This is a genomic window from Caballeronia sp. LZ028 (assembly GCF_031451415.1).
GTDB lineage: Bacteria > Pseudomonadota > Gammaproteobacteria > Burkholderiales > Burkholderiaceae > Caballeronia > Caballeronia zhejiangensis.
This window is the reverse complement of sequence record NZ_JARUXN010000001.1, coordinates 3,045,321-3,065,327: the sequence shown is the minus strand read 5'-3', so window position 1 is coordinate 3,065,327 and position 20,007 is coordinate 3,045,321. Positions and strand designations below refer to the sequence as shown.

Annotated in this window: 29 protein-coding genes; 27 read left to right on the top strand and 2 right to left on the bottom strand. The window is 60.4% G+C overall.

The annotated features are described in order from the left end of the window. From rpsC to dsbD, 24 genes are all read left to right on the top strand, one after another. On the top strand, positions 1-795 hold the full coding sequence (gene rpsC / locus QCE58_RS14525; RefSeq protein WP_008343851.1) for a 30S ribosomal protein S3: 795 nt from the start codon (positions 1-3) through the stop codon (positions 793-795). Positions 796-797: 2 nt separating this feature from the next. Next, positions 798-1,214, top strand: coding sequence for a 50S ribosomal protein L16 (gene rplP / locus QCE58_RS14520; protein ID WP_008343852.1), 417 nt, complete (start codon positions 798-800; stop codon positions 1,212-1,214). Positions 1,215-1,224: 10 nt separating this feature from the next. Continuing rightward, positions 1,225-1,419 (top strand): 50S ribosomal protein L29, encoded by a 195-nt coding sequence (gene rpmC / locus QCE58_RS14515; RefSeq protein ID WP_008343853.1) that lies wholly within the window; start codon positions 1,225-1,227, stop codon positions 1,417-1,419. Further along, positions 1,416-1,688, top strand: a complete 273-nt coding sequence (gene rpsQ / locus QCE58_RS14510) for a 30S ribosomal protein S17 (RefSeq protein ID WP_008343854.1) — start codon at positions 1,416-1,418, stop codon at positions 1,686-1,688. Before rpmC ends, rpsQ begins: the two co-directional genes overlap by 4 nt. A gap of 302 nt (positions 1,689-1,990) precedes the next feature. Further along, the gene (rplN, locus tag QCE58_RS14505; RefSeq protein WP_006998478.1) at positions 1,991-2,359 is read left to right on the top strand and encodes a 50S ribosomal protein L14; all 369 of its coding nucleotides are present in this window, start codon (positions 1,991-1,993) and stop codon (positions 2,357-2,359) included. Between the two features lie 9 nt (positions 2,360-2,368). Further along, positions 2,369-2,677, top strand: coding sequence for a 50S ribosomal protein L24 (gene rplX, locus QCE58_RS14500; RefSeq protein ID WP_008343860.1), 309 nt, complete (start codon positions 2,369-2,371; stop codon positions 2,675-2,677). A 14-nt stretch (positions 2,678-2,691) separates the two neighbouring features. Next, on the top strand, positions 2,692-3,231 hold the full coding sequence (rplE, locus tag QCE58_RS14495; RefSeq protein ID WP_008343862.1) for a 50S ribosomal protein L5: 540 nt from the start codon (positions 2,692-2,694) through the stop codon (positions 3,229-3,231). A gap of 7 nt (positions 3,232-3,238) precedes the next feature. After that, positions 3,239-3,544 (top strand): 30S ribosomal protein S14, encoded by a 306-nt coding sequence (gene rpsN, locus QCE58_RS14490; RefSeq protein WP_008343864.1) that lies wholly within the window; start codon positions 3,239-3,241, stop codon positions 3,542-3,544. Positions 3,545-3,558: 14 nt separating this feature from the next. Continuing rightward, complete coding sequence (gene rpsH / locus QCE58_RS14485) at positions 3,559-3,954, top strand: 30S ribosomal protein S8 (RefSeq protein WP_008343866.1); 396 nt, start codon at positions 3,559-3,561, stop codon at positions 3,952-3,954. An 18-nt stretch (positions 3,955-3,972) separates the two neighbouring features. Continuing rightward, positions 3,973-4,503: a 50S ribosomal protein L6 gene (gene rplF / locus QCE58_RS14480; RefSeq protein WP_008343868.1), complete on the top strand. Its 531-nt coding sequence runs from the start codon at positions 3,973-3,975 to the stop codon at positions 4,501-4,503. Positions 4,504-4,515: 12 nt separating this feature from the next. Next, complete coding sequence (gene rplR / locus QCE58_RS14475; RefSeq protein ID WP_008343872.1) at positions 4,516-4,881, top strand: 50S ribosomal protein L18; 366 nt, start codon at positions 4,516-4,518, stop codon at positions 4,879-4,881. Between the two features lie 14 nt (positions 4,882-4,895). Then, positions 4,896-5,414, top strand: coding sequence for a 30S ribosomal protein S5 (rpsE, locus tag QCE58_RS14470; RefSeq protein ID WP_008343875.1), 519 nt, complete (start codon positions 4,896-4,898; stop codon positions 5,412-5,414). A 10-nt stretch (positions 5,415-5,424) separates the two neighbouring features. After that, positions 5,425-5,607, top strand: a complete 183-nt coding sequence (rpmD, locus tag QCE58_RS14465; RefSeq protein WP_250481695.1) for a 50S ribosomal protein L30 — start codon at positions 5,425-5,427, stop codon at positions 5,605-5,607. 29 nt (positions 5,608-5,636) lie between these two features. Then, complete coding sequence (gene rplO, locus QCE58_RS14460) at positions 5,637-6,071, top strand: 50S ribosomal protein L15 (RefSeq protein ID WP_008343934.1); 435 nt, start codon at positions 5,637-5,639, stop codon at positions 6,069-6,071. A 41-nt stretch (positions 6,072-6,112) separates the two neighbouring features. Beyond that, on the top strand, positions 6,113-7,459 hold the full coding sequence (gene secY / locus QCE58_RS14455) for a preprotein translocase subunit SecY (protein ID WP_008343935.1): 1,347 nt from the start codon (positions 6,113-6,115) through the stop codon (positions 7,457-7,459). An 8-nt stretch (positions 7,460-7,467) separates the two neighbouring features. Then, complete coding sequence (gene infA / locus QCE58_RS14450; protein WP_004521905.1) at positions 7,468-7,686, top strand: translation initiation factor IF-1; 219 nt, start codon at positions 7,468-7,470, stop codon at positions 7,684-7,686. A 20-nt stretch (positions 7,687-7,706) separates the two neighbouring features. Further along, entirely contained in the window at positions 7,707-7,823 is a 117-nt protein-coding gene (gene rpmJ, locus QCE58_RS14445; protein ID WP_004199844.1) for a 50S ribosomal protein L36, read from the top strand. 41 nt (positions 7,824-7,864) lie between these two features. After that, on the top strand, positions 7,865-8,230 hold the full coding sequence (rpsM, locus tag QCE58_RS14440) for a 30S ribosomal protein S13 (RefSeq protein WP_008344037.1): 366 nt from the start codon (positions 7,865-7,867) through the stop codon (positions 8,228-8,230). 28 nt (positions 8,231-8,258) lie between these two features. Beyond that, positions 8,259-8,663 (top strand): 30S ribosomal protein S11, encoded by a 405-nt coding sequence (rpsK, locus tag QCE58_RS14435; RefSeq protein ID WP_006052224.1) that lies wholly within the window; start codon positions 8,259-8,261, stop codon positions 8,661-8,663. A 160-nt stretch (positions 8,664-8,823) separates the two neighbouring features. Further along, positions 8,824-9,447, top strand: coding sequence for a 30S ribosomal protein S4 (rpsD, locus tag QCE58_RS14430; protein WP_008344042.1), 624 nt, complete (start codon positions 8,824-8,826; stop codon positions 9,445-9,447). Between the two features lie 134 nt (positions 9,448-9,581). Next, positions 9,582-10,559 carry a DNA-directed RNA polymerase subunit alpha gene (locus QCE58_RS14425; RefSeq protein ID WP_008344045.1) on the top strand — a complete coding sequence of 326 codons (978 nt, stop codon included), beginning with the start codon at positions 9,582-9,584 and terminating at the stop codon, positions 10,557-10,559. A gap of 138 nt (positions 10,560-10,697) precedes the next feature. Then, a complete protein-coding gene (gene rplQ, locus QCE58_RS14420) occupies positions 10,698-11,093 on the top strand; it encodes a 50S ribosomal protein L17 (protein WP_008344047.1) in 396 nt (131 codons plus the stop codon). Between the two features lie 147 nt (positions 11,094-11,240). After that, entirely contained in the window at positions 11,241-11,573 is a 333-nt protein-coding gene (cutA, locus tag QCE58_RS14415; RefSeq protein WP_250480724.1) for a divalent-cation tolerance protein CutA, read from the top strand. Continuing rightward, the gene (gene dsbD / locus QCE58_RS14410; protein ID WP_008344051.1) at positions 11,566-13,386 is read left to right on the top strand and encodes a protein-disulfide reductase DsbD; all 1,821 of its coding nucleotides are present in this window, start codon (positions 11,566-11,568) and stop codon (positions 13,384-13,386) included. Before cutA ends, dsbD begins: the two co-directional genes overlap by 8 nt. A 36-nt stretch (positions 13,387-13,422) precedes the next feature. Here dsbD and hemB read toward each other — a convergent pair whose 3' ends face one another. Together hemB and yihA are read right to left on the bottom strand one after the other, a co-directional pair. Then, positions 13,423-14,421, bottom strand: coding sequence for a porphobilinogen synthase (gene hemB / locus QCE58_RS14405; RefSeq protein WP_008344053.1), 999 nt, complete (start codon positions 14,419-14,421; stop codon positions 13,423-13,425). A 254-nt stretch (positions 14,422-14,675) separates the two neighbouring features. Beyond that, positions 14,676-15,338, bottom strand: a complete 663-nt coding sequence (yihA, locus tag QCE58_RS14400; RefSeq protein WP_008344055.1) for a ribosome biogenesis GTP-binding protein YihA/YsxC — start codon at positions 15,336-15,338, stop codon at positions 14,676-14,678. A 301-nt stretch (positions 15,339-15,639) separates the two neighbouring features. On the opposite strand from yihA, the gene QCE58_RS14395 reads away from it, so the two are divergent. From QCE58_RS14395 to ccsB, 3 genes are all read left to right on the top strand, one after another. After that, on the top strand, positions 15,640-16,314 hold the full coding sequence (locus QCE58_RS14395) for a cytochrome c (protein WP_033536975.1): 675 nt from the start codon (positions 15,640-15,642) through the stop codon (positions 16,312-16,314). 176 nt (positions 16,315-16,490) lie between these two features. Further along, positions 16,491-18,722: a cytochrome c biogenesis protein ResB gene (locus tag QCE58_RS14390; protein WP_250435271.1), complete on the top strand. Its 2,232-nt coding sequence runs from the start codon at positions 16,491-16,493 to the stop codon at positions 18,720-18,722. Between the two features lie 4 nt (positions 18,723-18,726). Further along, a complete protein-coding gene (gene ccsB, locus QCE58_RS14385; protein ID WP_008344060.1) occupies positions 18,727-19,929 on the top strand; it encodes a c-type cytochrome biogenesis protein CcsB in 1,203 nt (400 codons plus the stop codon). The last annotated feature ends 78 nt before the right edge of the window (positions 19,930-20,007 follow it).

The window sequence follows — 20,007 nt, the reverse complement described above, 5'->3', positions numbered from 1 at the left end:
ATGGGACAGAAAATTCATCCGACTGGCTTCCGTTTGGCCGTCAGCCGCAATTGGGCTTCGCGCTGGTATGCGAACAACAACAATTTCGCGGCGATGTTGCAGGAAGACATCGGTGTTCGTGAATACCTGAAGAAGAAGCTGAAGAACGCTTCGGTTGGTCGCGTCGTCATCGAGCGTCCGGCGAAGAACGCGCGCATCACGATTTACAGCTCGCGTCCGGGCGTTGTCATCGGCAAGAAGGGCGAGGACATCGAATCGCTGAAGGCTGAACTGCAGAAGCGCATGGGCGTTCCGGTTCACGTCAACATCGAAGAGATTCGCAAGCCGGAAACGGACGCGCAACTGATCGCCGATTCCATCACGCAGCAGCTCGAGCGCCGGATCATGTTCCGCCGTGCGATGAAGCGCGCGATGCAAAACGCGATGCGTCTTGGTGCACAAGGCATCAAGATCATGAGCGCGGGTCGTCTGAACGGTATCGAAATCGCTCGTACCGAGTGGTATCGCGAAGGTCGCGTGCCCCTCCATACGCTGCGTGCGGATATCGACTACGCGACGTCCGAAGCGAAGACCACGTACGGCATCATCGGCGTGAAGGTGTGGGTCTACAAGGGCGATACCCTGGGCCGCAACGAAGCGCCGGTCGTGGAAGAAGTGGCGGAAGAAAAGCGTCCGCGCCGCAACGCACGTCCGGGCGGCGATCGCCGTCCGCGCCGTGACGGTGAAGGCGCTCCGGGCGGCGCGCGTCGTGGCGCACCCCGTCGCGCTGGCGGTGACGCGAAGACTGGAGAATAACGATGCTGCAACCGAAACGCAGAAAGTATCGCAAAGAGCAGAAGGGTCGTAACACCGGTAAGGCGACGCGCGGCAACGCGGTGTCGTTCGGTGAATACGGTCTGAAGGCTATCGGTCGCGGCCGTTTGACCGCGCGTCAAATCGAAGCGGCGCGTCGTGCAATGACGCGTCACATCAAGCGTGGCGGCCGGATCTGGATCCGTATCTTCCCGGACAAGCCGATTTCGCAAAAGCCGGCCGAAGTGCGTATGGGTAACGGTAAGGGTAACCCTGAGTACTACGTCGCTGAAATTCAACCGGGCAAGATGCTGTACGAAATGGACGGTGTCTCCGAAGAACTGGCGCGCGAAGCGTTCCGTCTGGCGGCAGCCAAGCTGCCGCTCAAGACGAACTTCGTGGTCCGTCAGCTCGGCGCCTAAGGAGTAAATGATGAAGGCAACTGAACTTCGCCAAAAAGACCAGGCCGCGCTCAACAAGGAGCTGTCGGATCTGCTCAAGGCGCAATTTGGCTTGCGTATGCAGCTCGCGACCCAGCAGCTCACGAACACGAGCCAGCTGAAGAAGGTCCGTCGCGACATCGCACGCGTGCGTACCGTCATGACCGAGAAGGCGAACCAGAAATGAACGATAGCGTAAAAACCTCGCTCAAGCGGACGCTGGTCGGCAAGGTCGTCAGCAACAAGATGGACAAGACGGTCACCGTGCTGGTCGAGCACCGCGTGAAGCATCCGATCTACGGCAAGTACGTCGTGCGTTCGAAGAAGTACCACGCGCATGACGACGCGAACACGTACAACGAAGGCGATCTCGTCGAAATCCAGGAAACTCGTCCGATTTCGAAGACGAAGGCTTGGGTTGTGTCGAAGCTGGTTGAAGCGGCTCGCGTGATCTAAAGCTGAAGTTGTAGTGCCGCGATGCTGTAAGTAGTTGTATCGCAGTAAGTTTCGCTTGCAAGACCGGGATTATTTGTTATAATCTCGGTCTTCCCTCTTTGTGGGAGCCCCGTCGCGGGCGAAATTGGTGGGGGAAGCCGGTTCGGGCGCTAGCCTGAGTCGACAGATTCACCGGATTGCGATGGCGGGTTTCGTCTGCCGTTGCTGCCTGTTCTAACCCAAGCAGCCATTTGGCTGACGGGACCAAGACTGACCGGCTGTGCCATGGTGGTGCAATCGGATTAAGTTGGGAAAGATAAACCATGATCCAGACCGAAACTCGGCTTGAAGTGGCCGACAACACGGGTGCGCGTGAAGTCATGTGCATCAAGGTGCTCGGCGGCTCGAAGCGTCGTTACGCAAGCATTGGCGACATCATCAAGGTGACCGTCAAGGAAGCGACGCCGCGCGGACGCGTGAAAAAGGGCGAAATCTACAACGCCGTGGTCGTTCGTACGGCCAAGGGCGTGCGTCGCCAGGATGGCTCGCTCATCAAGTTCGACGGCAATGCCGCCGTTCTGCTGAACACGAAGCTCGAGCCGATCGGCACGCGTATTTTCGGGCCGGTTACGCGTGAACTGCGTAGCGAACGATTCATGAAGATCGTTTCGCTCGCTCCGGAAGTGCTGTAAGGAGTCGCGATGAACAAGATTCGCAAGGGTGACGAAGTCATCGTCACCACCGGCAAGGACAAGGGCAAGCGCGGCACCGTGCTGGCCGTTGCGGACGACCGTGTCACCGTCGAGGGCATCAACCTCGTCAAGAAGCACGTGAAGCCGAACCCGATGAAGGGTACGACGGGCGGTGTGGAAGCCAAAACGATGCCGCTGCATATTTCGAACGTCGCATTGGTCGACGCGAATGGCAAGGCATCGCGTGTGGGCATCAAGGTCGAAGACGGCAAGAAGGTTCGCTTCTTGAAGTCGACCGGCGCCACGCTTAACGCCTGACGCGGAGTTAAAAAATGGCTCGTCTGCAAGAGATTTACAAAGAAAAGGTTGTGCCGGAACTGGTTGAAAAGTTCGGCTACAAGTCGATTATGGAAGTGCCGCGCCTCACCAAGATCACCCTGAATATGGGGCTTGGCGAAGCCGTCGCTGACAAGAAGGTGCTTGAGCACGCCGTTGGTGACCTCACGAAGATCGCGGGCCAAAAGCCCGTCATCACCAAGTCGCGCAAGGCAATCGCTGGTTTCAAGATCCGCGAAGGCTACCCGATTGGCACGATGGTCACCCTGCGTGGCAATGCCATGTACGAATTCCTGGACCGTTTCGTGACGGTTGCGCTGCCTCGCGTGCGCGACTTCCGCGGTGTGTCGGGCAAGGCGTTCGACGGCCGTGGTAACTACAACATCGGTGTGAAAGAGCAAATCATTTTCCCCGAAATCGACTACGACAAGATCGACGCGCTGCGTGGGCTGAACATCAGCATCACGACCACCGCGAAGACCGACGAAGAAGCAAAGGCATTGCTCGCCGGCTTCAAGTTCCCGTTCAGAAACTGAGGTTACCGTGGCTAAACTGGCACTGATCGAACGTGAAAAGAAGCGCGCGCGCCTGGCAGCCAAGTACGCTCCGAAGCGTGCTGAGCTGAAGGCTGTGATCGACGACGCAAGCAAGTCGGACGAAGAGCGTTACCTCGCGCGTCTGGCACTGCAACAACTGCCGCGTAACTCGAACCCCACTCGCAAGCGTAACCGCTGCGCGATCACGGGTCGTCCGCGTGGCACGTTCCGCAAGTTCGGACTCGCACGCGGCAAGATTCGTGAAATCGCTTTCCGCGGCGAAATCCCTGGCCTGACCAAGGCGAGCTGGTAATAGGAGAAACATAAATGAGCATGAGTGATCCTATCGCCGATATGCTGACTCGCATCCGCAATGCGCAGATGGTCGAGAAGGTTTCGGTGACTATGCCCTCGTCGAAAGTCAAGGTTGCGATTGCGCAGGTTTTGAAGGACGAAGGTTATATCGACGACTTCGCAGTCAAGTCGGAAGGTGCGAAGACGGAATTGAACATCGCGTTGAAGTACTACGCTGGCCGTCCGGTTATCGAGCGCCTCGAGCGCGTATCGAAGCCCGGTCTGCGCGTGTACCGCGGTCGCAATGACATCCCGACCGTGATGAACGGCCTGGGCGTTGCAATCGTGTCGACGCCGAAGGGTGTGATGACCGACCGCAAGGCGCGCCAGAACGGCGTCGGCGGCGAAGTCATCTGCTACGTCGCTTAACGCCTAAGGAGAAGAAACATGTCTCGAGTAGGTAAAAGCCCGATCGCGCTGCAAGGCGCGGAAGTGGCCATCAAGAGCGACGTCATCACCGTGAAGGGTCCGCTCGGCACGATCTCGCAACCGGTCAACAAGCTGGTTGCCGTGACGAACGAAGACGGCACGTTGAAGCTGGCTCCGACGGATGAAAGCCGCGAAGCGAACGCGATGTCCGGCACGATGCGCGCCCTCCTGGCGAACATGGTGCAAGGCGTCACCAAGGGTTTCGAGCGCAAGCTGACGCTGGTTGGCGTCGGTTATCGTGCGCAAGCGCAAGGCGACAAGCTGAACCTGTCGCTGGGTTTCTCGCACCCCGTGGTGCACCAGATGCCGGAAGGCGTCAAGGCTGAAACCCCGTCGCAGACCGAAATCGTGATCAAGGGGATCGACAAGCAGAAAGTCGGACAGACCGCAGCAGAAGTGCGCGGCTATCGTCCGCCCGAGCCGTACAAGGGCAAGGGCGTGCGCTATTCCGACGAGGTCGTGATCCTCAAAGAAACGAAGAAGAAGTAAGGGTGCGCAATCATGGATAAGACTCAATCTCGCCTGCGCCGCGCTCGTCAGACGCGTATCAAGATCGCTGAGCTGCAGGTTCCGCGTCTGGCCGTGCATCGCACGAATACGCATATCTACGCGCAAGTGTTCTCGGCATGCGGCACGAAGGTCGTGGCAAGCGCCTCGACGCTGGAAGCTGAAGTGCGCGCTGAACTGGCCGACAAGTCGGGCAAGGGCGGCAACGTCAACGCCGCGACCTTGATCGGCAAGCGTATCGCCGAAAAGGCCAAGGCTGCCGGCATCGAATCCGTCGCCTTTGACCGCTCGGGTTTCCGCTACCACGGCCGCGTGAAGGCGCTGGCTGATGCGGCGCGTGAAGCCGGGCTCAAGTTCTAAGGGAAGAATTCGTCATGGCAAAGATGCAAGCGAAAGTTCAGGCTGACGAACGCGACGACGGCCTGCGCGAAAAGATGATTTCGGTCAACCGCGTGACCAAGGTCGTGAAGGGTGGCCGTATTCTCGGCTTCGCCGCACTGACCGTGGTTGGCGACGGTGACGGCCGGATCGGCATGGGCAAGGGCAAGGCCAAGGAAGTTCCGGTTGCCGTTCAAAAGGCAATGGAGCAGGCCCGCCGCAACATGTTCAAGGTGCCCCTGAAGAACGGCACGCTGCAACACGAAGTGCACGGCAAGCACGGCGCATCGGCGGTTCTCCTCGCTCCGGCGAAGGACGGTACCGGCGTGATCGCTGGCGGCCCGATGCGCGCAGTGTTCGACGTGATGGGCGTTCAAAACGTTGTGGCCAAGAGCCACGGTTCGACGAACCCGTACAACCTCGTTCGTGCGACGCTGGACGGCCTGCGCAAGCAGTCGACCCCGGCAGACATCGCTGCGAAGCGTGGTAAGTCCGTCGAAGACATTCTGGGCTAAGGTGGTCACCATGTCTGAAAAAACTGTCAAGGTTCAGCTCGTCAAGAGCCTGATCGGGACCCGCGGATCGCACCGCGCAACGGTGCGTGGCCTCGGCCTGCGTCGCCTGAACTCGGTTTCCGAGCTGCAGGACACGCCGGCAGTGCGCGGGATGATCAACAAGGTCTCGTACCTCGTTAAGGTCATCGCCTAAGCGCGACCTACGGATCCAAGGAGTTGAACATGGAATTGAATAACCTGAAGCCGGCGGAAGGCGCGAAGCACGCTAAGCGTCGCGTCGGTCGCGGTATCGGTTCGGGCCTCGGCAAGACCGCTGGCCGCGGCCACAAGGGTCAGAAATCGCGTTCGGGCGGCTTTCACAAGGTCGGCTTCGAAGGCGGTCAGATGCCTCTGCAGCGTCGTCTGCCGAAGCGCGGCTTCACCTCGCTGACGAAGGAATTCGTCGGTGAAGTGCGCCTGGCTGATCTCGAGAAGCTGCCGGTCGACGAAATCGATCTGTTGGCGTTGAAGCAAGCGGGTCTGGTCGGCGAGCTCATCAAGAGCGCGAAGATCATCAAGACCGGCGAGATCACGCGCAAGGTCACGGTGAAGGGCCTGACGGCAACGAAGGGCGCCCGTGAGGCAATCGAAGCCGCTGGCGGCTCTTTCGCCGAGTAACGCGCTTTCGCCGTTACTAGCACTAGCATCGGAGAAGGTACTTGGCTAACAGCCCGAGTCTCGCAAAAACCGGTCGAAGCGCGGCGAAATTCGGCGATCTGCGCCGGCGTGCAGTGTTCCTGCTGCTTGCGCTGATCGTCTACCGCATTGGGGCGCATATTCCGGTGCCCGGCATCGATCCGGATCAACTGGCGAAGCTGTTCCAGAGCCAGTCGGGCGGCATCCTTGGCATGTTCAACATGTTCTCGGGTGGCGCACTGTCGCGGTTCACGATCTTTGCGCTGGGCATCATGCCCTACATTTCGGCGTCGATCATCATGCAGTTGCTGTCGATCGTGTCGCCGCAGATGGAGGCGCTGAAGAAGGAAGGGCAGGCGGGACAGCGTAAGATCACGCAGTACACGCGTATCTTCACGGTGGTTCTGGCGACCTTCCAGGCGTTCGGTATCGCGGTCGCGCTGGAAAACCAGCCGGCTCTGGTGCTGGACCCCGGCATGGTGTTCCGGCTGACGACGGTCGTCACGCTCGTGACGGGCACGATGTTCCTGATGTGGCTCGGTGAGCAGATCACGGAGCGCGGTCTCGGCAACGGCATCTCGATCATCATCTTCGGTGGTATCGCAGCGGGTTTCCCGAACGCGATCGGTGGTCTGTTCGAGCTGGTTCGCACCGGTTCGATGAGCATCATCTCGGCGATCATCATCGTGGTCTTGATCGCGGCGGTCACGTATCTGGTCGTGTTCATCGAACGCGGTCAGCGCAAGATCCTCGTGAACTATGCGAAGCGCCAGGTCGGTAACAAGATTTACGGCGGACAGTCGTCTCATCTGCCGCTGAAGTTGAACATGTCGGGTGTGATTCCGCCGATCTTCGCGTCGTCGATCATCCTCTTCCCGGCAACCATCCTGAACTGGTTCAGTTCGGGTACGCGCACCAACTGGTTCGCGAACACGCTGCACAACGTGGCCGAGGCGCTGAAGCCCGGTCAACCCGTGTACGTGCTGCTGTATGCGTTGGCGATCGTCTTCTTCTGCTTCTTCTACACCGCATTGGTGTTCAACAGCCGGGAGACCGCCGACAACTTGAAGAAGAGCGGTGCTTTCGTTCCGGGTATCCGTCCGGGCGATCAGACTGCACGATATATCGACCGCATCCTCACGCGTCTTACGCTGGCTGGTGCGATCTACATCGTATTCGTGTGCCTGCTGCCTGAGTTTCTGGTGTTGCGCTGGAACGTGCCGTTTTATTTTGGTGGAACGTCGCTGCTGATCATTGTCGTCGTCACGATGGACTTCATGGCTCAGGTGCAGTCGTACGTTATGTCGCAACAATATGAATCGCTGCTCAAGAAGGCAAACTTCAAGGGTGGCAACGTCCCGATGCGTTAATAAGGACTATGGCCAAAGACGATGTTATCCAGATGCAGGGTGAGGTCATCGAAAACCTTCCCAACGCTACTTTCCGGGTGAAATTGGAAAATGGCCATGTCGTCCTGGGACATATTTCCGGAAAGATGCGGATGCACTACATCCGCATCCTGCCGGGCGACAAGGTTACGGTTGAATTGACGCCTTACGATCTGTCTCGTGCGCGGATCGTGTTCCGGGCGAAGTGATTTGAAAAAAGGGTAATATCATGAAAGTGATGGCATCGGTTAAGCGCATTTGCCGCAATTGCAAGATCATCAAGCGCAAGGGCGTTGTGCGCGTGATTTGCAGCTCTGATCCGCGCCACAAACAGCGTCAAGGCTGAACGCCGCGCTTTTGCTTGCGCTTTTTGTTTGAGGAAAAACAATGGCTCGTATCGCAGGGGTTAACATCCCGAATCACCAGCATACCGAGATCGGCCTGACGGCAATCTTCGGCATCGGCCGCACGCGTTCGCGTGGCATCTGCACCGCTGCTGGCGTGGAATTTTCGAAGAAGGTCAAAGACCTTACCGACGCAGACCTCGAAAAGCTGCGTGACGAAGTGGGCAAGTTCATCGTCGAAGGCGACCTGCGCCGTGAAGTGACGATGAACATCAAGCGCCTGATGGACTTGGGTTGCTACCGCGGCATGCGCCATCGCAAGGGCCTGCCCCTGCGTGGCCAGCGTACGCGCACGAATGCCCGTACGCGCAAGGGTCCGCGTCGTGCAGCGCAATCGCTGAAGAAGTAAGCGGAACTGACAGTTACAGGAAAACGTAATGGCTAAGGCTTCGAACAACTCCGCGGCGCAACGCGTTCGCAAGAAGGTCAAGAAGAACGTCGCCGAGGGCGTGGTTCACGTTCACGCGTCGTTCAACAACACCATTATCACGATCACCGACCGTCAAGGTAACGCGCTGGCATGGGCGACCTCGGGTGGTCAGGGCTTCAAGGGCTCGCGTAAGTCGACGCCCTTCGCAGCTCAGGTCGCAGCCGAATCGGCTGGTCGCGTGGCAATGGAATACGGCGTGAAGAACCTCGAAGTGCGGATCAAGGGCCCCGGTCCTGGCCGCGAATCGGCGGTGCGCGCGTTGCATGGTCTTGGCATCAAGATCACCGCGATCTCCGACGTGACGCCGGTCCCGCACAACGGCTGCCGTCCGCCGAAGCGCCGTCGTATCTAATACGTCGACGCAACCGCATGTTGCCTGTCGATGCGCGAGTATCGGCGGGTTTCGTGCGTTAGTAAGTTTTGACTAAGCCCACCGTTCGGCCCAAAGGGTTCGGACTAGCGCAGACTGAAGTTCAACGGAAGTTTGCGTGATCAATATTTAAGGATGCAACGTGGCACGCTATACCGGTCCCAAAGCAAAGCTGTCCCGCCGTGAAGGCACTGATCTGTTCCTGAAGAGCGCACGCCGCTCCCTCGCCGACAAGTGCAAGCTCGACAGCAAGCCCGGCCAGCACGGCCGCACCTCGGGCGCGCGTACGTCCGACTACGGTACCCAGTTGCGCGAAAAGCAGAAAGTGAAGCGTATCTACGGTGTGCTGGAGCGTCAGTTCCGCCGCTACTTCGCTGAAGCCGACCGCCGCAAGGGCCCGACGGGCGAAAACCTGCTGCAATTGCTCGAGTCGCGTCTCGACAACGTCGTGTATCGCATGGGCTTCGGCTCGACGCGCGCTGAAGCACGTCAGCTCGTAAGCCACAAGGCGATCATGGTGAACGGCCAAGTCGCGAACATCCCGTCGCTGCAAGTGAAGTCGGGCGACGTCGTGTCCGTGCGCGAGCAGTCGCGCAAGCAGGCTCGTATCGTCGAAGCTCTCTCGCTGGCGCAGCAAGGCGGCATGCCGAGCTGGGTGTCGGTCGACGAGAAGAAGTTCGAAGGCACGTTCAAGTCGATGCCCGAGCGTAGCGACATCGCCGGCGACATCAACGAAAGCCTGATCGTCGAATTGTATTCGCGTTAATCGCGGCGGTAATGGATGGACAGCCGGGGAGCCTGATTGCTCGTGGCAAGAGGTGGCCTCGGCTGTTTATTTTCAGGTTGTCACCGGTCAGCCTTATCGGTGTAACGAGCCGAGGGTATTGAAAAGGAAAACCTATGCAAACCAGTTTGTTGAAGCCCAAGATCATTGCAGTTGAATCGCTTGGTGAGAACCATGCGAAAGTGGTTATGGAGCCGTTCGAACGCGGCTATGGCCACACCTTGGGTAACGCGCTTCGGCGCGTGCTGCTGTCGTCGATGATCGGCTACGCGCCGACCGAAGTGACGATCGCAGGCGTCGTGCACGAATACTCGACGCTCGATGGTGTGCAAGAGGATGTGGTCAACCTGCTGTTGAACCTGAAGGGTGTCGTCTTCAAGCTGCACAACCGCGACGAAGTCACGGTGACGCTGCGCAAGGAAGGCGAAGGCGTTGTCACGGCCGGCGATATCGAACTCGCGCACGACTGCGAGGTCATCAATCCGGAACACGTGATCGCTCACCTGTCGAAGGGCGGCAAGCTCGACGTTCAGATCAAGATCGAAAAGGGCCGCGGCTACGTGCCGGGCAACGTGCGTCGCTATGGCGAAGAGTCGGCCAAGATCATCGGCCGCATCGTGCTGGACGCGTCGTTCTCGCCGGTTCGCCGCGTGAGCTACGCCGTCGAAAGCGCACGTGTCGAACAGCGCACCGACCTCGACAAGCTCGTGATGAACATCGAGACCAACGGCGTGATTTCGCCGGAAGAAGCGATCCGGCAGTCGGCTCGCATTCTGGTCGATCAGTTGTCGGTGTTCGCCGCACTGGAAGGCACGGAAGCGGCAGCAGAAGCACCGTCGCGCGCACCGCAGATCGACCCGATCTTGCTGCGTCCGGTGGACGATCTCGAACTCACGGTTCGCTCGGCGAACTGCCTGAAGGCCGAGAACATCTACTACATCGGCGACCTGATCCAGCGCACGGAAAACGAGCTGCTGAAGACGCCGAACCTCGGCCGCAAGTCGCTGAACGAAATCAAGGAAGTGCTGGCTTCGCGCGGTCTGACGCTCGGTATGAAGCTCGAAAACTGGCCGCCGGCCGGGTTGGACAAGTAATACCAAACGCAGTCGCGTAACTTGGCAAAGACGCGGATTTTGCTTTAAAATCCGCGTCTTGCTTTTACCTGACCGGCCCGTGCACCCAAATTAGGGTGCGATAGAAGAGCTGGATCAAAACTCGTTAAAGGAACTGAAATGCGTCATAAGCATGGTCTGCGGAAACTGAACCGCACGAGCAGCCATCGTCTGGCAATGCTCCGCAATATGTCGAACTCGCTGATCGAGCACGAAGTCATCAAGACGACGCTGCCGAAGGCCAAGGAACTGCGCAAGGTCGTCGAGCCCCTCATCACGCTGGGCAAGAAGCCGTCGCTCGCGAACCGTCGTCTGGCGTTCAACCGCCTGCGCGATCGTGATTCCGTCGCGAAGCTGTTCGACGTCCTCGGCCCGCGCTACGCGAACCGCCCGGGCGGCTACCTGAGCATCCTGAAGTTCGGTTTCCGCGTCGGCGATAACGCCCCGATGGCGCTGGTCCAACTGATGGATCGCCCGGAAGTCGAAGAGACGGAAGAAGTGCAAGAAGCGGAATAAATCCCGTTTTCGGTTGTTACCAGAAAGGCCAGGCTTAGAGCTTGGCCTTTTTGCTTTCTGGCTGCGACATTTCAGCGCGCCGAGGCGTAAAAGTGAGTGTCAGCCGCCGATGCTACGATACGCAATTAACCTCTCGGAGCACGCCGAGTGAACGTCCCCGTCGTTTTGATGCTGTCCACGCTGCCCGACGCCGCCGCAGCCGATGCGCTCGCGCAAGCGGCGCTGGACGCGCGGCTCGCGGCGTGCGTGACGAATCTCGGCGCCGTGTCGTCGCAATATCACTGGAGGGGCGTGCTGGAGTCGTCGCAGGAAGTGCAGTTGTTGTTCAAGACGAGCGTCGCGCGCAGCGCAGAATTGCAGCGCTTCGTCGAGGCTCGACATCCGTATGAAACGCCCGAAATCCTCGTCTGGCAGGTCGATGCATCGCCGGGATACGGCCAGTGGCTCAACGCAGAAACGCAGCGTCCTCTTCATGTTTGAGTTTTCTCGCCTTGTCACGCGGCGACTTTTCGGCGCGTTTCTCTTCCTGGCGGCGTTCGCGCTGCTGTCGGGCGCCGCGCGCGCAGCCGACGATTTCCTCGAGCCCGACGTCGCGTTCAAATTCAGCGCATCCGAAAAGCCGGGCGAAGTGGACGTGCGCTACAAGATCGCCGACGGCTACTACATGTACCGTGAGCGTTTCGCGTTCGCGGTGAAGAGCGGCGACGCGACCATCGGCGCGGCGCAACTTCCGGCGGGCAAAGTTCATTTCGATCAGACGTTCAACAAGGACGTCGAGACGTATCGCGGCGAACTGATCATCCGTATTCCGGTGACGAAAGCGAACGGGCCGTTCGAGCTCGCGGTGACGTCGCAGGGTTGCGCGGATGGCGGCATCTGCTATCCGCCGATGGAGAAGGCCTATCGTGTGCGCGGCGACGCGCTCCAGCCCGCGGGCGCGGCACCGACCGCGACGACGAGCGCAAACACCGGCGACACCTGGTTCGAGCGCGCGACCAGCGCCGACTACGCGCAATCGATGCTCGAGGGCGGCGGATTCTTCACAGTCGTCGGACTCTATTTCCTTGCCGGCATGGTGCTGAGCCTCCTGCCATGCTCGTATCCGATGATCCCGATTCTGTCCGCGATCATCGTCGGCGAAGGCGCGCGTGTGACGCGTTCGCGCGGATTCGCATTGTCGGTTTCGTACGTGATCGGCATGGCGCTCGTCTATACCGCGCTCGGCGTCGCTGCCGCGTTGATCGGACAAAGCCTCGGCGCGTGGCTGCAGAACCCGTGGGTGCTCGGCGCGTTCGGCCTGCTGCTCGCGGCGTTCGCCATCGCGTTGATCTCGGGCGTCGATATCGCGCTGCCCGCGCGCTGGCAAGCGGGCGTCAACGAAGCATCGCAGAAGCGCAGCGGCGGCAAGTTCGCGGCAGTCGCGGCGATGGGCGCGCTGTCCGCGCTCGTGGTCGGCGCGTGCATGACTGCGCCACTTTTCGCGGTGCTCGCGTTCATCGCGCACACCGGCAACGCTGCGCTCGGCGGCGCCGCGCTCTTCGCAATGGGCATCGGACTGGGCGTGCCGCTGCTCGTCATCGGGCTCGGCGCGGGTTCGGTTCTGCCGCGCGCCGGTGCGTGGATGGACGGCGTGAAGGTCTTCTTCGGCGTCGTGCTGCTCGCGGCCGCGCTGTGGATCGTCTGGCCGGTCATCGGCGGCGTTGCGCAGATGCTGCTCGCGGCGCTATGGCTGCTGATCGCGGCGGCATCGCTCGGATTGTTCTCGTCGGGCGCGGCGGCGCCTGTCGGTGTGTGGAAGCGGCTCGGGCGCGGGCTCGGAGCGGCATTCGCGATCTGGGCGGCGACGCTGCTCGTCGGATTGGCGGCGGGTTCGACAGATCCGCTGCGCCCGCTTGCCGTGCTGGCTTCCCGCAGCGAGCCGTCGGCGAATGCGCGATCGCAGGGCCTGATCTTCGCGCCGGTGCGTTCATCGGCGGAACTGGACTCGGCGGTCAAAGCGGCGGCGCGTCCCGCGATGCTCGATTTCTACGCGGACTGGTGCGTGTCGTGCAAGGAAATGGAGAAGCTGACTTTCTCCGACGCCCGTGTGCAAGCGCGCCTCGCGCAACTGAATCTTCTGCGCGCGGACGTGACCGCCAACAACACGAACGATCAAATTCTCCTCAAGCGCTTCAAGCTTTTCGGGCCGCCGGGAATCATCTTCTTCGATGCGCAGGGCAACGAAGTCGCGCGCGTGGTCGGGTATGAATCGGCGGATACGTTCCTGAAGAGTCTCGATAAACTGAACGGATAAAAAAAGGGCGATGCACTCGCATCGCCCTTTTGGCGCTTACACGGAAGCGCGAATGATCCGCGCCGCATCCAGCGCGAAGTACGTCAGCACGCCGTCCGCGCCCGCGCGCTTGAACGCGAGCAGCGCTTCCATCATGACCTTGTCGTGATCGATCCAGCCGTTCTGCGCGGCCGCCTTGATCATCGCGTACTCGCCGCTCACCTGATACGCGTACGTCGGGAAGCGGAACTCGTCCTTCACGCGCCGCACGATGTCGAGGTACGGCATGCCCGGCTTGACCATCACCATGTCCGCGCCTTCCTCGATGTCCATGCGCACTTCGCGCATCGCTTCGTCGGAGTTGGCCGGGTCCATCTGATACGTCATCTTGTTGCTCTTGCCGAGATTCGCTGCGGAACCGACGGCGTCACGGAACGGGCCGTAGAATGCCGACGCGTACTTCGCCGCATACGCCATGATGCGCGTGTGGATGTGGCTTTCGCTTTCGAGCATCTCGCGGATCGCGCCGATGCGCCCGTCCATCATGTCCGACGGCGCGACGATATCCACGCCCGCTTCAGCTTGGGTGCGCGCCTGCTCGACGAGAATTTCGCTCGTTTCGTCGTTCTTCACGTAGCCTTCTTCGTCGAGCACGCCGTCCTGGCCGTGGCTCGTGTACGGATCGAGCGCGACGTCGGTCAGCACGCCGAGCATCGGGAAGTTCTTTTTCAGCTCGCGCACGGCGCGCGGAATGAGACCGTCCGGATTCGTGGCTTCGCGGCCATCGGGCGTCTTGATCGACGGTTCGATCGCCGGGAACAGCGACAGCACCGGCACGCCAAGTTCGACGCATTGCTCGGCGACTTTCATCAGCAAATCGACGGACGTGCGCTCGACGCCGGGCATCGACGGCACGGCCTGCCGCACATTCGTACCTTCGACGATGAACACGGGATAGATGAGGTCGTTCGTCGTGAGGATGTTTTCGCGCATCAGACGGCGCGAGAAGTCATCGCGGCGCATCCGGCGCGGGCGATGGTGAGGATAGAAGCTCATATTTCGACTCGAATTTGGGTGGTCTTCAGGGGAGGTCGAAAACGTGTTCCGAGACGCCTAAACCCTTGCCGAACAAGCACTTGGCTGCGTCTGAAACCGCTTTGAGACAATGGTATATCATACCGATCGAGCGAGGCGCTTGCCGCCGGACTCCCCGCTTCTCCTCCCTGAGCGGGTGCCTGTCGTTATTCGATTAGGCTATTAACCCGCCGTTATGCGGCGGGTTTTTTTATGCCGGCGCGCACGCGCCGCGCTCACTCGGCTGCGTCTTCTGACGCGTTTTCGCCGGCTTCTTCCGGTATCAGCCAGCTTTCGATCTGTTCGTGAGCCTCGTCGATGCCCGTCCGTTTGAGCGCCGAAAAGAGCTGCGCCGTAAGTTCGCCGCGATAGCCCGCGTCTTTATATTCGGCGAAGGATTTCTTGGTCGCACGCAGGGCGTTCGTCATCTCCTGTCGCGTCAATTTGTCGCATTTGGTGAGCAGCGCGTGAATCGGTTTTCCGGTCGGCGCGAACCAGTCGATCATGATGCGATCGAGGTCGGTGAGCGGCCGGCGCGAATCCATCATCAGGATCATGCCGCACAGTTGCGCGCGGCTTTGCAGGTACGTCGAAAGCAGCCGCTGCCAATGTTCCTTCGCGGCGCCCGGCACTTCGGCGTAACCGTATCCGGGAAGGTCGACGAGATAGCCGACCGGCGCGGCTTCCGGACCGACGGAGAAGTAGTTGATATGCTGCGTGCGCCCCGGCGTTTTACTCGCGAAAGCAAGCCGCTTCTGATTGCAGAGGATGTTGATCGCCGTCGATTTACCGGCGTTCGAGCGCCCCGCAAATGCGATTTCGGGTTGCGGCGTCGGCGGCAGATCGCGCAGATGGTTGACGGTGGTGAAGAAGCGGGATTGATGAAGCAGGAATGACATGGGCGGGTCCAATCGAAAGCGCTGCGAAAACCGAAGCCTTGAGAACCCGGCAAATACTGGGCATGCCCCGACTGGCGTCTTTGCGTATAGCGGGTTATTGTACAATACGACGGATTTTTAAAGATCAGCGGGCACGCAAGACCCAAGCCGCAGGCGGCACCCACAAGGAGCGAGACAGTTTTCAGAGGCGTACTTTTGGGCCTCTTCGTTCAGCGAGTTCGGGTATCTTGCGGCGATGATCGGTCGCCGTCGTTTTTTGCAGAACCTCACATTCTCACAAGACGAAAAACAGGGTACGCGAATGAACCGACTGTACAGGTCTCTGGTGGTGATTCGGGCAGCGGCGGCTTTCGGTGCAGGTTTGAGTGGTCTGGCGGTATCGACGTCAGTGAGTGCGGCGGAGCCCGCGCAACCGGCCAAGCCGGATGTGACGCGAGGCCAGGCTATCGCGACTCAGGTGTGCGCGGCGTGTCACGCGGCAGACGGCAACAGCGCCGGCGCGGCATTTCCGCGGCTCGCGGGGCAGCACGCCGAGTACATCGTCAAGCAGTTGAAGGATTACAAGACGCAGCCGGGTGCAAAGGCACCGGCGCGCAACAATCCGATCATGGCGGGCATCGCGGGCGCGCTATCGGATCAGGACATGGTGAACGTCGCGGCGTACTTCGCGTCGCAGAAGGCAAAGCCCAATTACGCGCGCGACAAGAACGACGTCGCGTTGGGCCAGAAGATCTACCGCGGCGGCATCGCGGACAAGGGCGTGCCGGCGTGTGCGGCGTGCCACGGCGCGACGGGCATGGGCATTCCGGTGCAGTATCCGCGGCTGTCGTGGCAGTGGGGCGATTACACAGTGGCGCAGTTGAACGCCTTCGCATCGGGACAACGCAACAACAGCGAGCCGATGCACCAGATTTCCTCGCGCCTGAACGAAGCGGAGATGAAGGCGGTCGCCGACTACATCGCCGGTTTGCATTGAACGCATAGCAGTCAGCGTCCAGCGGTTCTCCATGCAGAGACGGAGAATCGCCCATACTACGAAGCCGGTCCCGGACTATCCGAGAAGACCGGCGCGAAAACAAGAAAAGGGTGGGACGTCGGTCGACAAAGACCGCCAGCGTCTCCACCCTTTTTTGCTGTCCAGCCGGAGTTTGAATGAGCGTCACCACATCGGGTTTGCAGTCGAAGTCGAGCCGTCGGGCCATCAGGCATTTCGTCGAACTCGTCAGTTCGATGCGCTTCGCCATCGCATTGCTGGTCATTCTGGCGATCGCGAGCATCATCGGCACGGTGCTTACGCAGGACGATCCGTATCCGAACTACGTCAATCAATTCGGCCCGTTCTGGGCGGACATCTTCCGTGGCTTGAGCATCTACACCGTGTACAGCGCATGGTGGTTCATGCTGATCCTGATTTTCCTCGTAATCTCGGTGTCGCTGTGCGTGATCCGAAACAGCCCGAAGATGATCGCGGACATCAAGAGCTGGAAGGATCGCGTGCACGAAGGCGGGCTGCGCGCGTTCCATCACAAGGGCGAGTTCACGGTCACGGCCGATCGCGCGCAGACCGCCGCGACGCTCGAACGCCTGTCCGCGAAGATGGGCTACCGCTTCAAGACGCGCGAGACCGACAACGGCGCGACGCTCATCACCGCCAAGCGCGGCGCGATGACCAAGATCGGCTATATCTCGGCGCATCTGGCGATCGTCGTGATCTGTATCGGCGGTCTGCTGGACAGCAATCTGCCCATCAAGCTGCAGATGTGGATGTTCAACAAGACGCCGATCAACAGCAACGCCGTCATCAACGACATTCCGCGCGAGCATCGTCTTTCAACGTCGAATCCGACTTTCCGCGGCTACGCATGGGTGCCCGAAGGGCAGTTCGTCGGCACGGCGATACTCAATCAGCAAGACGGCTCGATCATTCAGGACCTGCCGTTCTCGATTCAGCTCAATAAGTTCATCGTCGATTACTACTCGACCGGCATGCCGAAGCTCTTCGCGAGCGATATCGTCGTGATCGATCACAAGACAGGCAAGCGCATTCCGGCGCGCATCGAAGTGAACAAGCCGTTCACCTACGACGGCATTTCGATCTATCAATCGAGCTTTCAGGACGGCGGCTCGAAACTCGAAATGACCGCCTGGCCGATGACCGGCGGCAGCGCGAAGACCGCGCCGTTCAGCGGGACGATCGGCGGCACGGCGCCCATCGGCGCGCAGTTCGCGGGCGCGCAGGGCGAGACGGTCGAGTTCACGGATTTCCGCGCGATCAACGTCGAGAACATGACCGACGGCAGCGGCGCGCCCGACGCGCGCGGCGTCGGCAAGAAGGAAACGCTGCGCGATGCATTCGACGAGCGCCTCGGCTCAGGCGCCAAAACGTCGAGACCGACGGATCTGCGCAATATCGGCCCGTCGGTGCAATACAAGGTGCGCGGCACGGACGGCCAGGCGCGCGAATACAGCAACTACATGGTGCCCGTGGACGTGAGCGGCCAGCGTATGTTCCTCGCGGGCATGCGCCTGAGCCCGAACGATCCGTTCCGCTATCTGCGCATTCCCGCCGACGATCAGGGCACCGTCAAACAGTGGATGGACCTGCGCGCCGCGCTCGCGACGCCGGCGACGCGCGCCGAAGCCGCGCATCGTTTCGCGTTGCGTTCGGTGCCGCAGGAAAACGGTGAACTGCAGAAACATCTGGAGGAAAGCGCCGTCCGCGTGCTGAATCTTTTCGCAGGCGCCGATGAAACCGGCAAGGCGACGACGAATCCGCAGATGATTGGCGGTTTCCAGAGCATCGCGATGTTTATCGACAAATCGGTGCCGAAGGGCGAGCAGGAGAAAGCCGCCGGCCTGCTGATGAGGATGCTCGAAGGGGCGATGTGGGACGTATGGCAGATTTCCCGAGAGCAAAACGGCCAGCCCGCGGCTAAAGTGGACGATAAGAACGCCGCGTTCGTGCAATCGTCCATCAACGCGCTTTCCGACAGCTTTCTGTACGGTTCGCCGGTCTTTCTGCAACTGGACAACTTCAGGCAGGTGCAAGCTTCGGTATTCCAGTTGACGCGCGCGCCGGGTAAAAATCTGGTGTATCTTGGCAGCCTTCTGCTGGTCGTCGGCATTTTCGCGATGTTTTACGTGCGCGAACGCCGGCTCTGGTTCTGGCTCAAAGATACGGGCCAGGGCGGCGCGAGCGTGCTGATGGCGATGTCCACTGCCCGCCGCACGTTCGATTTCGAGAAAGAGTTCGTGCGTACGCGCGCGCAGATCGCAGCGGCGCTCGGCGTGAAGCCGGAAGTACCGGCCGATCCGTCCCCGGCGCAAAACGCGCACCGGCATTCGCAAACCGAGACCCCGAGCTCGGAAGTTTCAACACGGTAAGATCATGGACCTCACACAGACTTCCTCCCACGCCTCCGCCAAGACGGAACGTCCGGCATCGGGGCTTCCCGATGTCGCCGAGTTCGACGATCGTCCGTTCCTGCGCAGGCTCACGCTGATCGACTGGCTCTTCGCCCTCGCGATGGTCGCGGGCGCGGGTTTCGCGCTGAACCGCTATCACGCGTACATGGACGTGTACGACACGGCCGTGCTGGTCGGCGCCGTACCGACGTTCGTCGTGCTCGGTTGGCGCTGGAAACCGGTACGCCTGCTGATCGCGTTGATCGCGGTGTTGTCGCTTTTCTCCATCCAGCTCTATCAGCACGACCTCGCTCGCGCCGACACGAACTTCTTCCTCAAGTACTTCCTGTCGAGCCAGTCCGCGATCTTGTGGATGAGCGCGCTCTTCATCCTCGCGACGCTCTTCTACTGGATCGGCCTTGCGACGCGCTCGCAGACGGGCGGCGCGATCGGCTCGCGCATGACGTGGGTCGCGGTGCTGATGGGCTTCACCGGCCTGATGGTGCGCTGGTACGAGTCCTACATGATCGGCTCGGACGTCGGCCATATTCCGATTTCGAATCTGTACGAAGTCTTCGTGTTGTTCTGCCTCATCACGTCGCTGTTTTATCTCTACTACGAGCAGCATTACTCGACGCGCGCGATGGGCGCGTTCGTGCTGCTCGTGATCAGCGCGGCGGTCGGTTTCCTGATGTGGTATTCGATCGCGCGCGATGCACAGCAGATTCAGCCGCTCGTCCCCGCGCTGCAAAGCTGGTGGATGAAGATCCACGTTCCGGCGAACTTCATCGGCTATGGCAGCTTCGCGCTCTCGGCGATGGTCTCCGTCGCGTATCTCGCGAAGCAGCGCGGTTTCATGGCGGACCGCCTTCCGTCGCTCGAAGTGCTCGACGACGTGATGTACAAGTCGATCGCCGTCGGCTTCGCGTTCTTCACCATCGCGACGATCCTCGGCGCGCTGTGGGCGGCGGAAGCGTGGGGCGGCTACTGGAGCTGGGATCCGAAGGAAACCTGGGCGCTGATCGTCTGGCTGAACTACGCCGCGTGGCTGCACATGCGCCTGATGAAAGGCCTGCGCGGCGCCGCCGCCGCATGGTGGGCGCTGACGGGCCTGATCGTCACGACCTTCGCGTTCCTCGGCGTCAACATGTTCCTTTCGGGCTTGCATAGTTACGGCAAGCTCTGATCGGCAGCGTCGAATCGAAAAAGACCGCCATGCGTGACGAGCGCTGGCGGTTTTTTTTCGTTTTGCGGTGGAATACTG

What these genes read in the sequence shown, in the direction of transcription:
- rpsC (WP_008343851.1), top strand. Translation starts at nt 1, where the DNA reads ATGGGACAGAAAATTCATCCGACTGGCTTCCGTTTGGCCGTCAGCCGC.
- rplP (WP_008343852.1), top strand. Translation starts at nt 798, where the DNA reads ATGCTGCAACCGAAACGCAGAAAGTATCGCAAAGAGCAGAAGGGTCGT.
- rpmC (WP_008343853.1), top strand. Translation starts at nt 1,225, where the DNA reads ATGAAGGCAACTGAACTTCGCCAAAAAGACCAGGCCGCGCTCAACAAG.
- rpsQ (WP_008343854.1), top strand. Translation starts at nt 1,416, where the DNA reads ATGAACGATAGCGTAAAAACCTCGCTCAAGCGGACGCTGGTCGGCAAG.
- rplN (WP_006998478.1), top strand. Translation starts at nt 1,991, where the DNA reads ATGATCCAGACCGAAACTCGGCTTGAAGTGGCCGACAACACGGGTGCG.
- rplX (WP_008343860.1), top strand. Translation starts at nt 2,369, where the DNA reads ATGAACAAGATTCGCAAGGGTGACGAAGTCATCGTCACCACCGGCAAG.
- rplE (WP_008343862.1), top strand. Translation starts at nt 2,692, where the DNA reads ATGGCTCGTCTGCAAGAGATTTACAAAGAAAAGGTTGTGCCGGAACTG.
- rpsH (WP_008343866.1), top strand. Translation starts at nt 3,559, where the DNA reads ATGAGCATGAGTGATCCTATCGCCGATATGCTGACTCGCATCCGCAAT.
- rplF (WP_008343868.1), top strand. Translation starts at nt 3,973, where the DNA reads ATGTCTCGAGTAGGTAAAAGCCCGATCGCGCTGCAAGGCGCGGAAGTG.
- rplR (WP_008343872.1), top strand. Translation starts at nt 4,516, where the DNA reads ATGGATAAGACTCAATCTCGCCTGCGCCGCGCTCGTCAGACGCGTATC.
- rpsE (WP_008343875.1), top strand. Translation starts at nt 4,896, where the DNA reads ATGGCAAAGATGCAAGCGAAAGTTCAGGCTGACGAACGCGACGACGGC.
- rpmD (WP_250481695.1), top strand. Translation starts at nt 5,425, where the DNA reads ATGTCTGAAAAAACTGTCAAGGTTCAGCTCGTCAAGAGCCTGATCGGG.
- rplO (WP_008343934.1), top strand. Translation starts at nt 5,637, where the DNA reads ATGGAATTGAATAACCTGAAGCCGGCGGAAGGCGCGAAGCACGCTAAG.
- infA (WP_004521905.1), top strand. Translation starts at nt 7,468, where the DNA reads ATGGCCAAAGACGATGTTATCCAGATGCAGGGTGAGGTCATCGAAAAC.
- rpmJ (WP_004199844.1), top strand. Translation starts at nt 7,707, where the DNA reads ATGAAAGTGATGGCATCGGTTAAGCGCATTTGCCGCAATTGCAAGATC.
- rpsM (WP_008344037.1), top strand. Translation starts at nt 7,865, where the DNA reads ATGGCTCGTATCGCAGGGGTTAACATCCCGAATCACCAGCATACCGAG.
- rpsK (WP_006052224.1), top strand. Translation starts at nt 8,259, where the DNA reads ATGGCTAAGGCTTCGAACAACTCCGCGGCGCAACGCGTTCGCAAGAAG.
- QCE58_RS14425 (WP_008344045.1), top strand. Translation starts at nt 9,582, where the DNA reads ATGCAAACCAGTTTGTTGAAGCCCAAGATCATTGCAGTTGAATCGCTT.
- rplQ (WP_008344047.1), top strand. Translation starts at nt 10,698, where the DNA reads ATGCGTCATAAGCATGGTCTGCGGAAACTGAACCGCACGAGCAGCCAT.
- dsbD (WP_008344051.1), top strand. Translation starts at nt 11,566, where the DNA reads ATGTTTGAGTTTTCTCGCCTTGTCACGCGGCGACTTTTCGGCGCGTTT.
- hemB (WP_008344053.1), bottom strand. Translation starts at nt 14,421, where the DNA reads ATGAGCTTCTATCCTCACCATCGCCCGCGCCGGATGCGCCGCGATGAC.
- yihA (WP_008344055.1), bottom strand. Translation starts at nt 15,338, where the DNA reads ATGTCATTCCTGCTTCATCAATCCCGCTTCTTCACCACCGTCAACCAT.
- QCE58_RS14395 (WP_033536975.1), top strand. Translation starts at nt 15,640, where the DNA reads ATGAACCGACTGTACAGGTCTCTGGTGGTGATTCGGGCAGCGGCGGCT.
- QCE58_RS14390 (WP_250435271.1), top strand. Translation starts at nt 16,491, where the DNA reads ATGAGCGTCACCACATCGGGTTTGCAGTCGAAGTCGAGCCGTCGGGCC.
- ccsB (WP_008344060.1), top strand. Translation starts at nt 18,727, where the DNA reads ATGGACCTCACACAGACTTCCTCCCACGCCTCCGCCAAGACGGAACGT.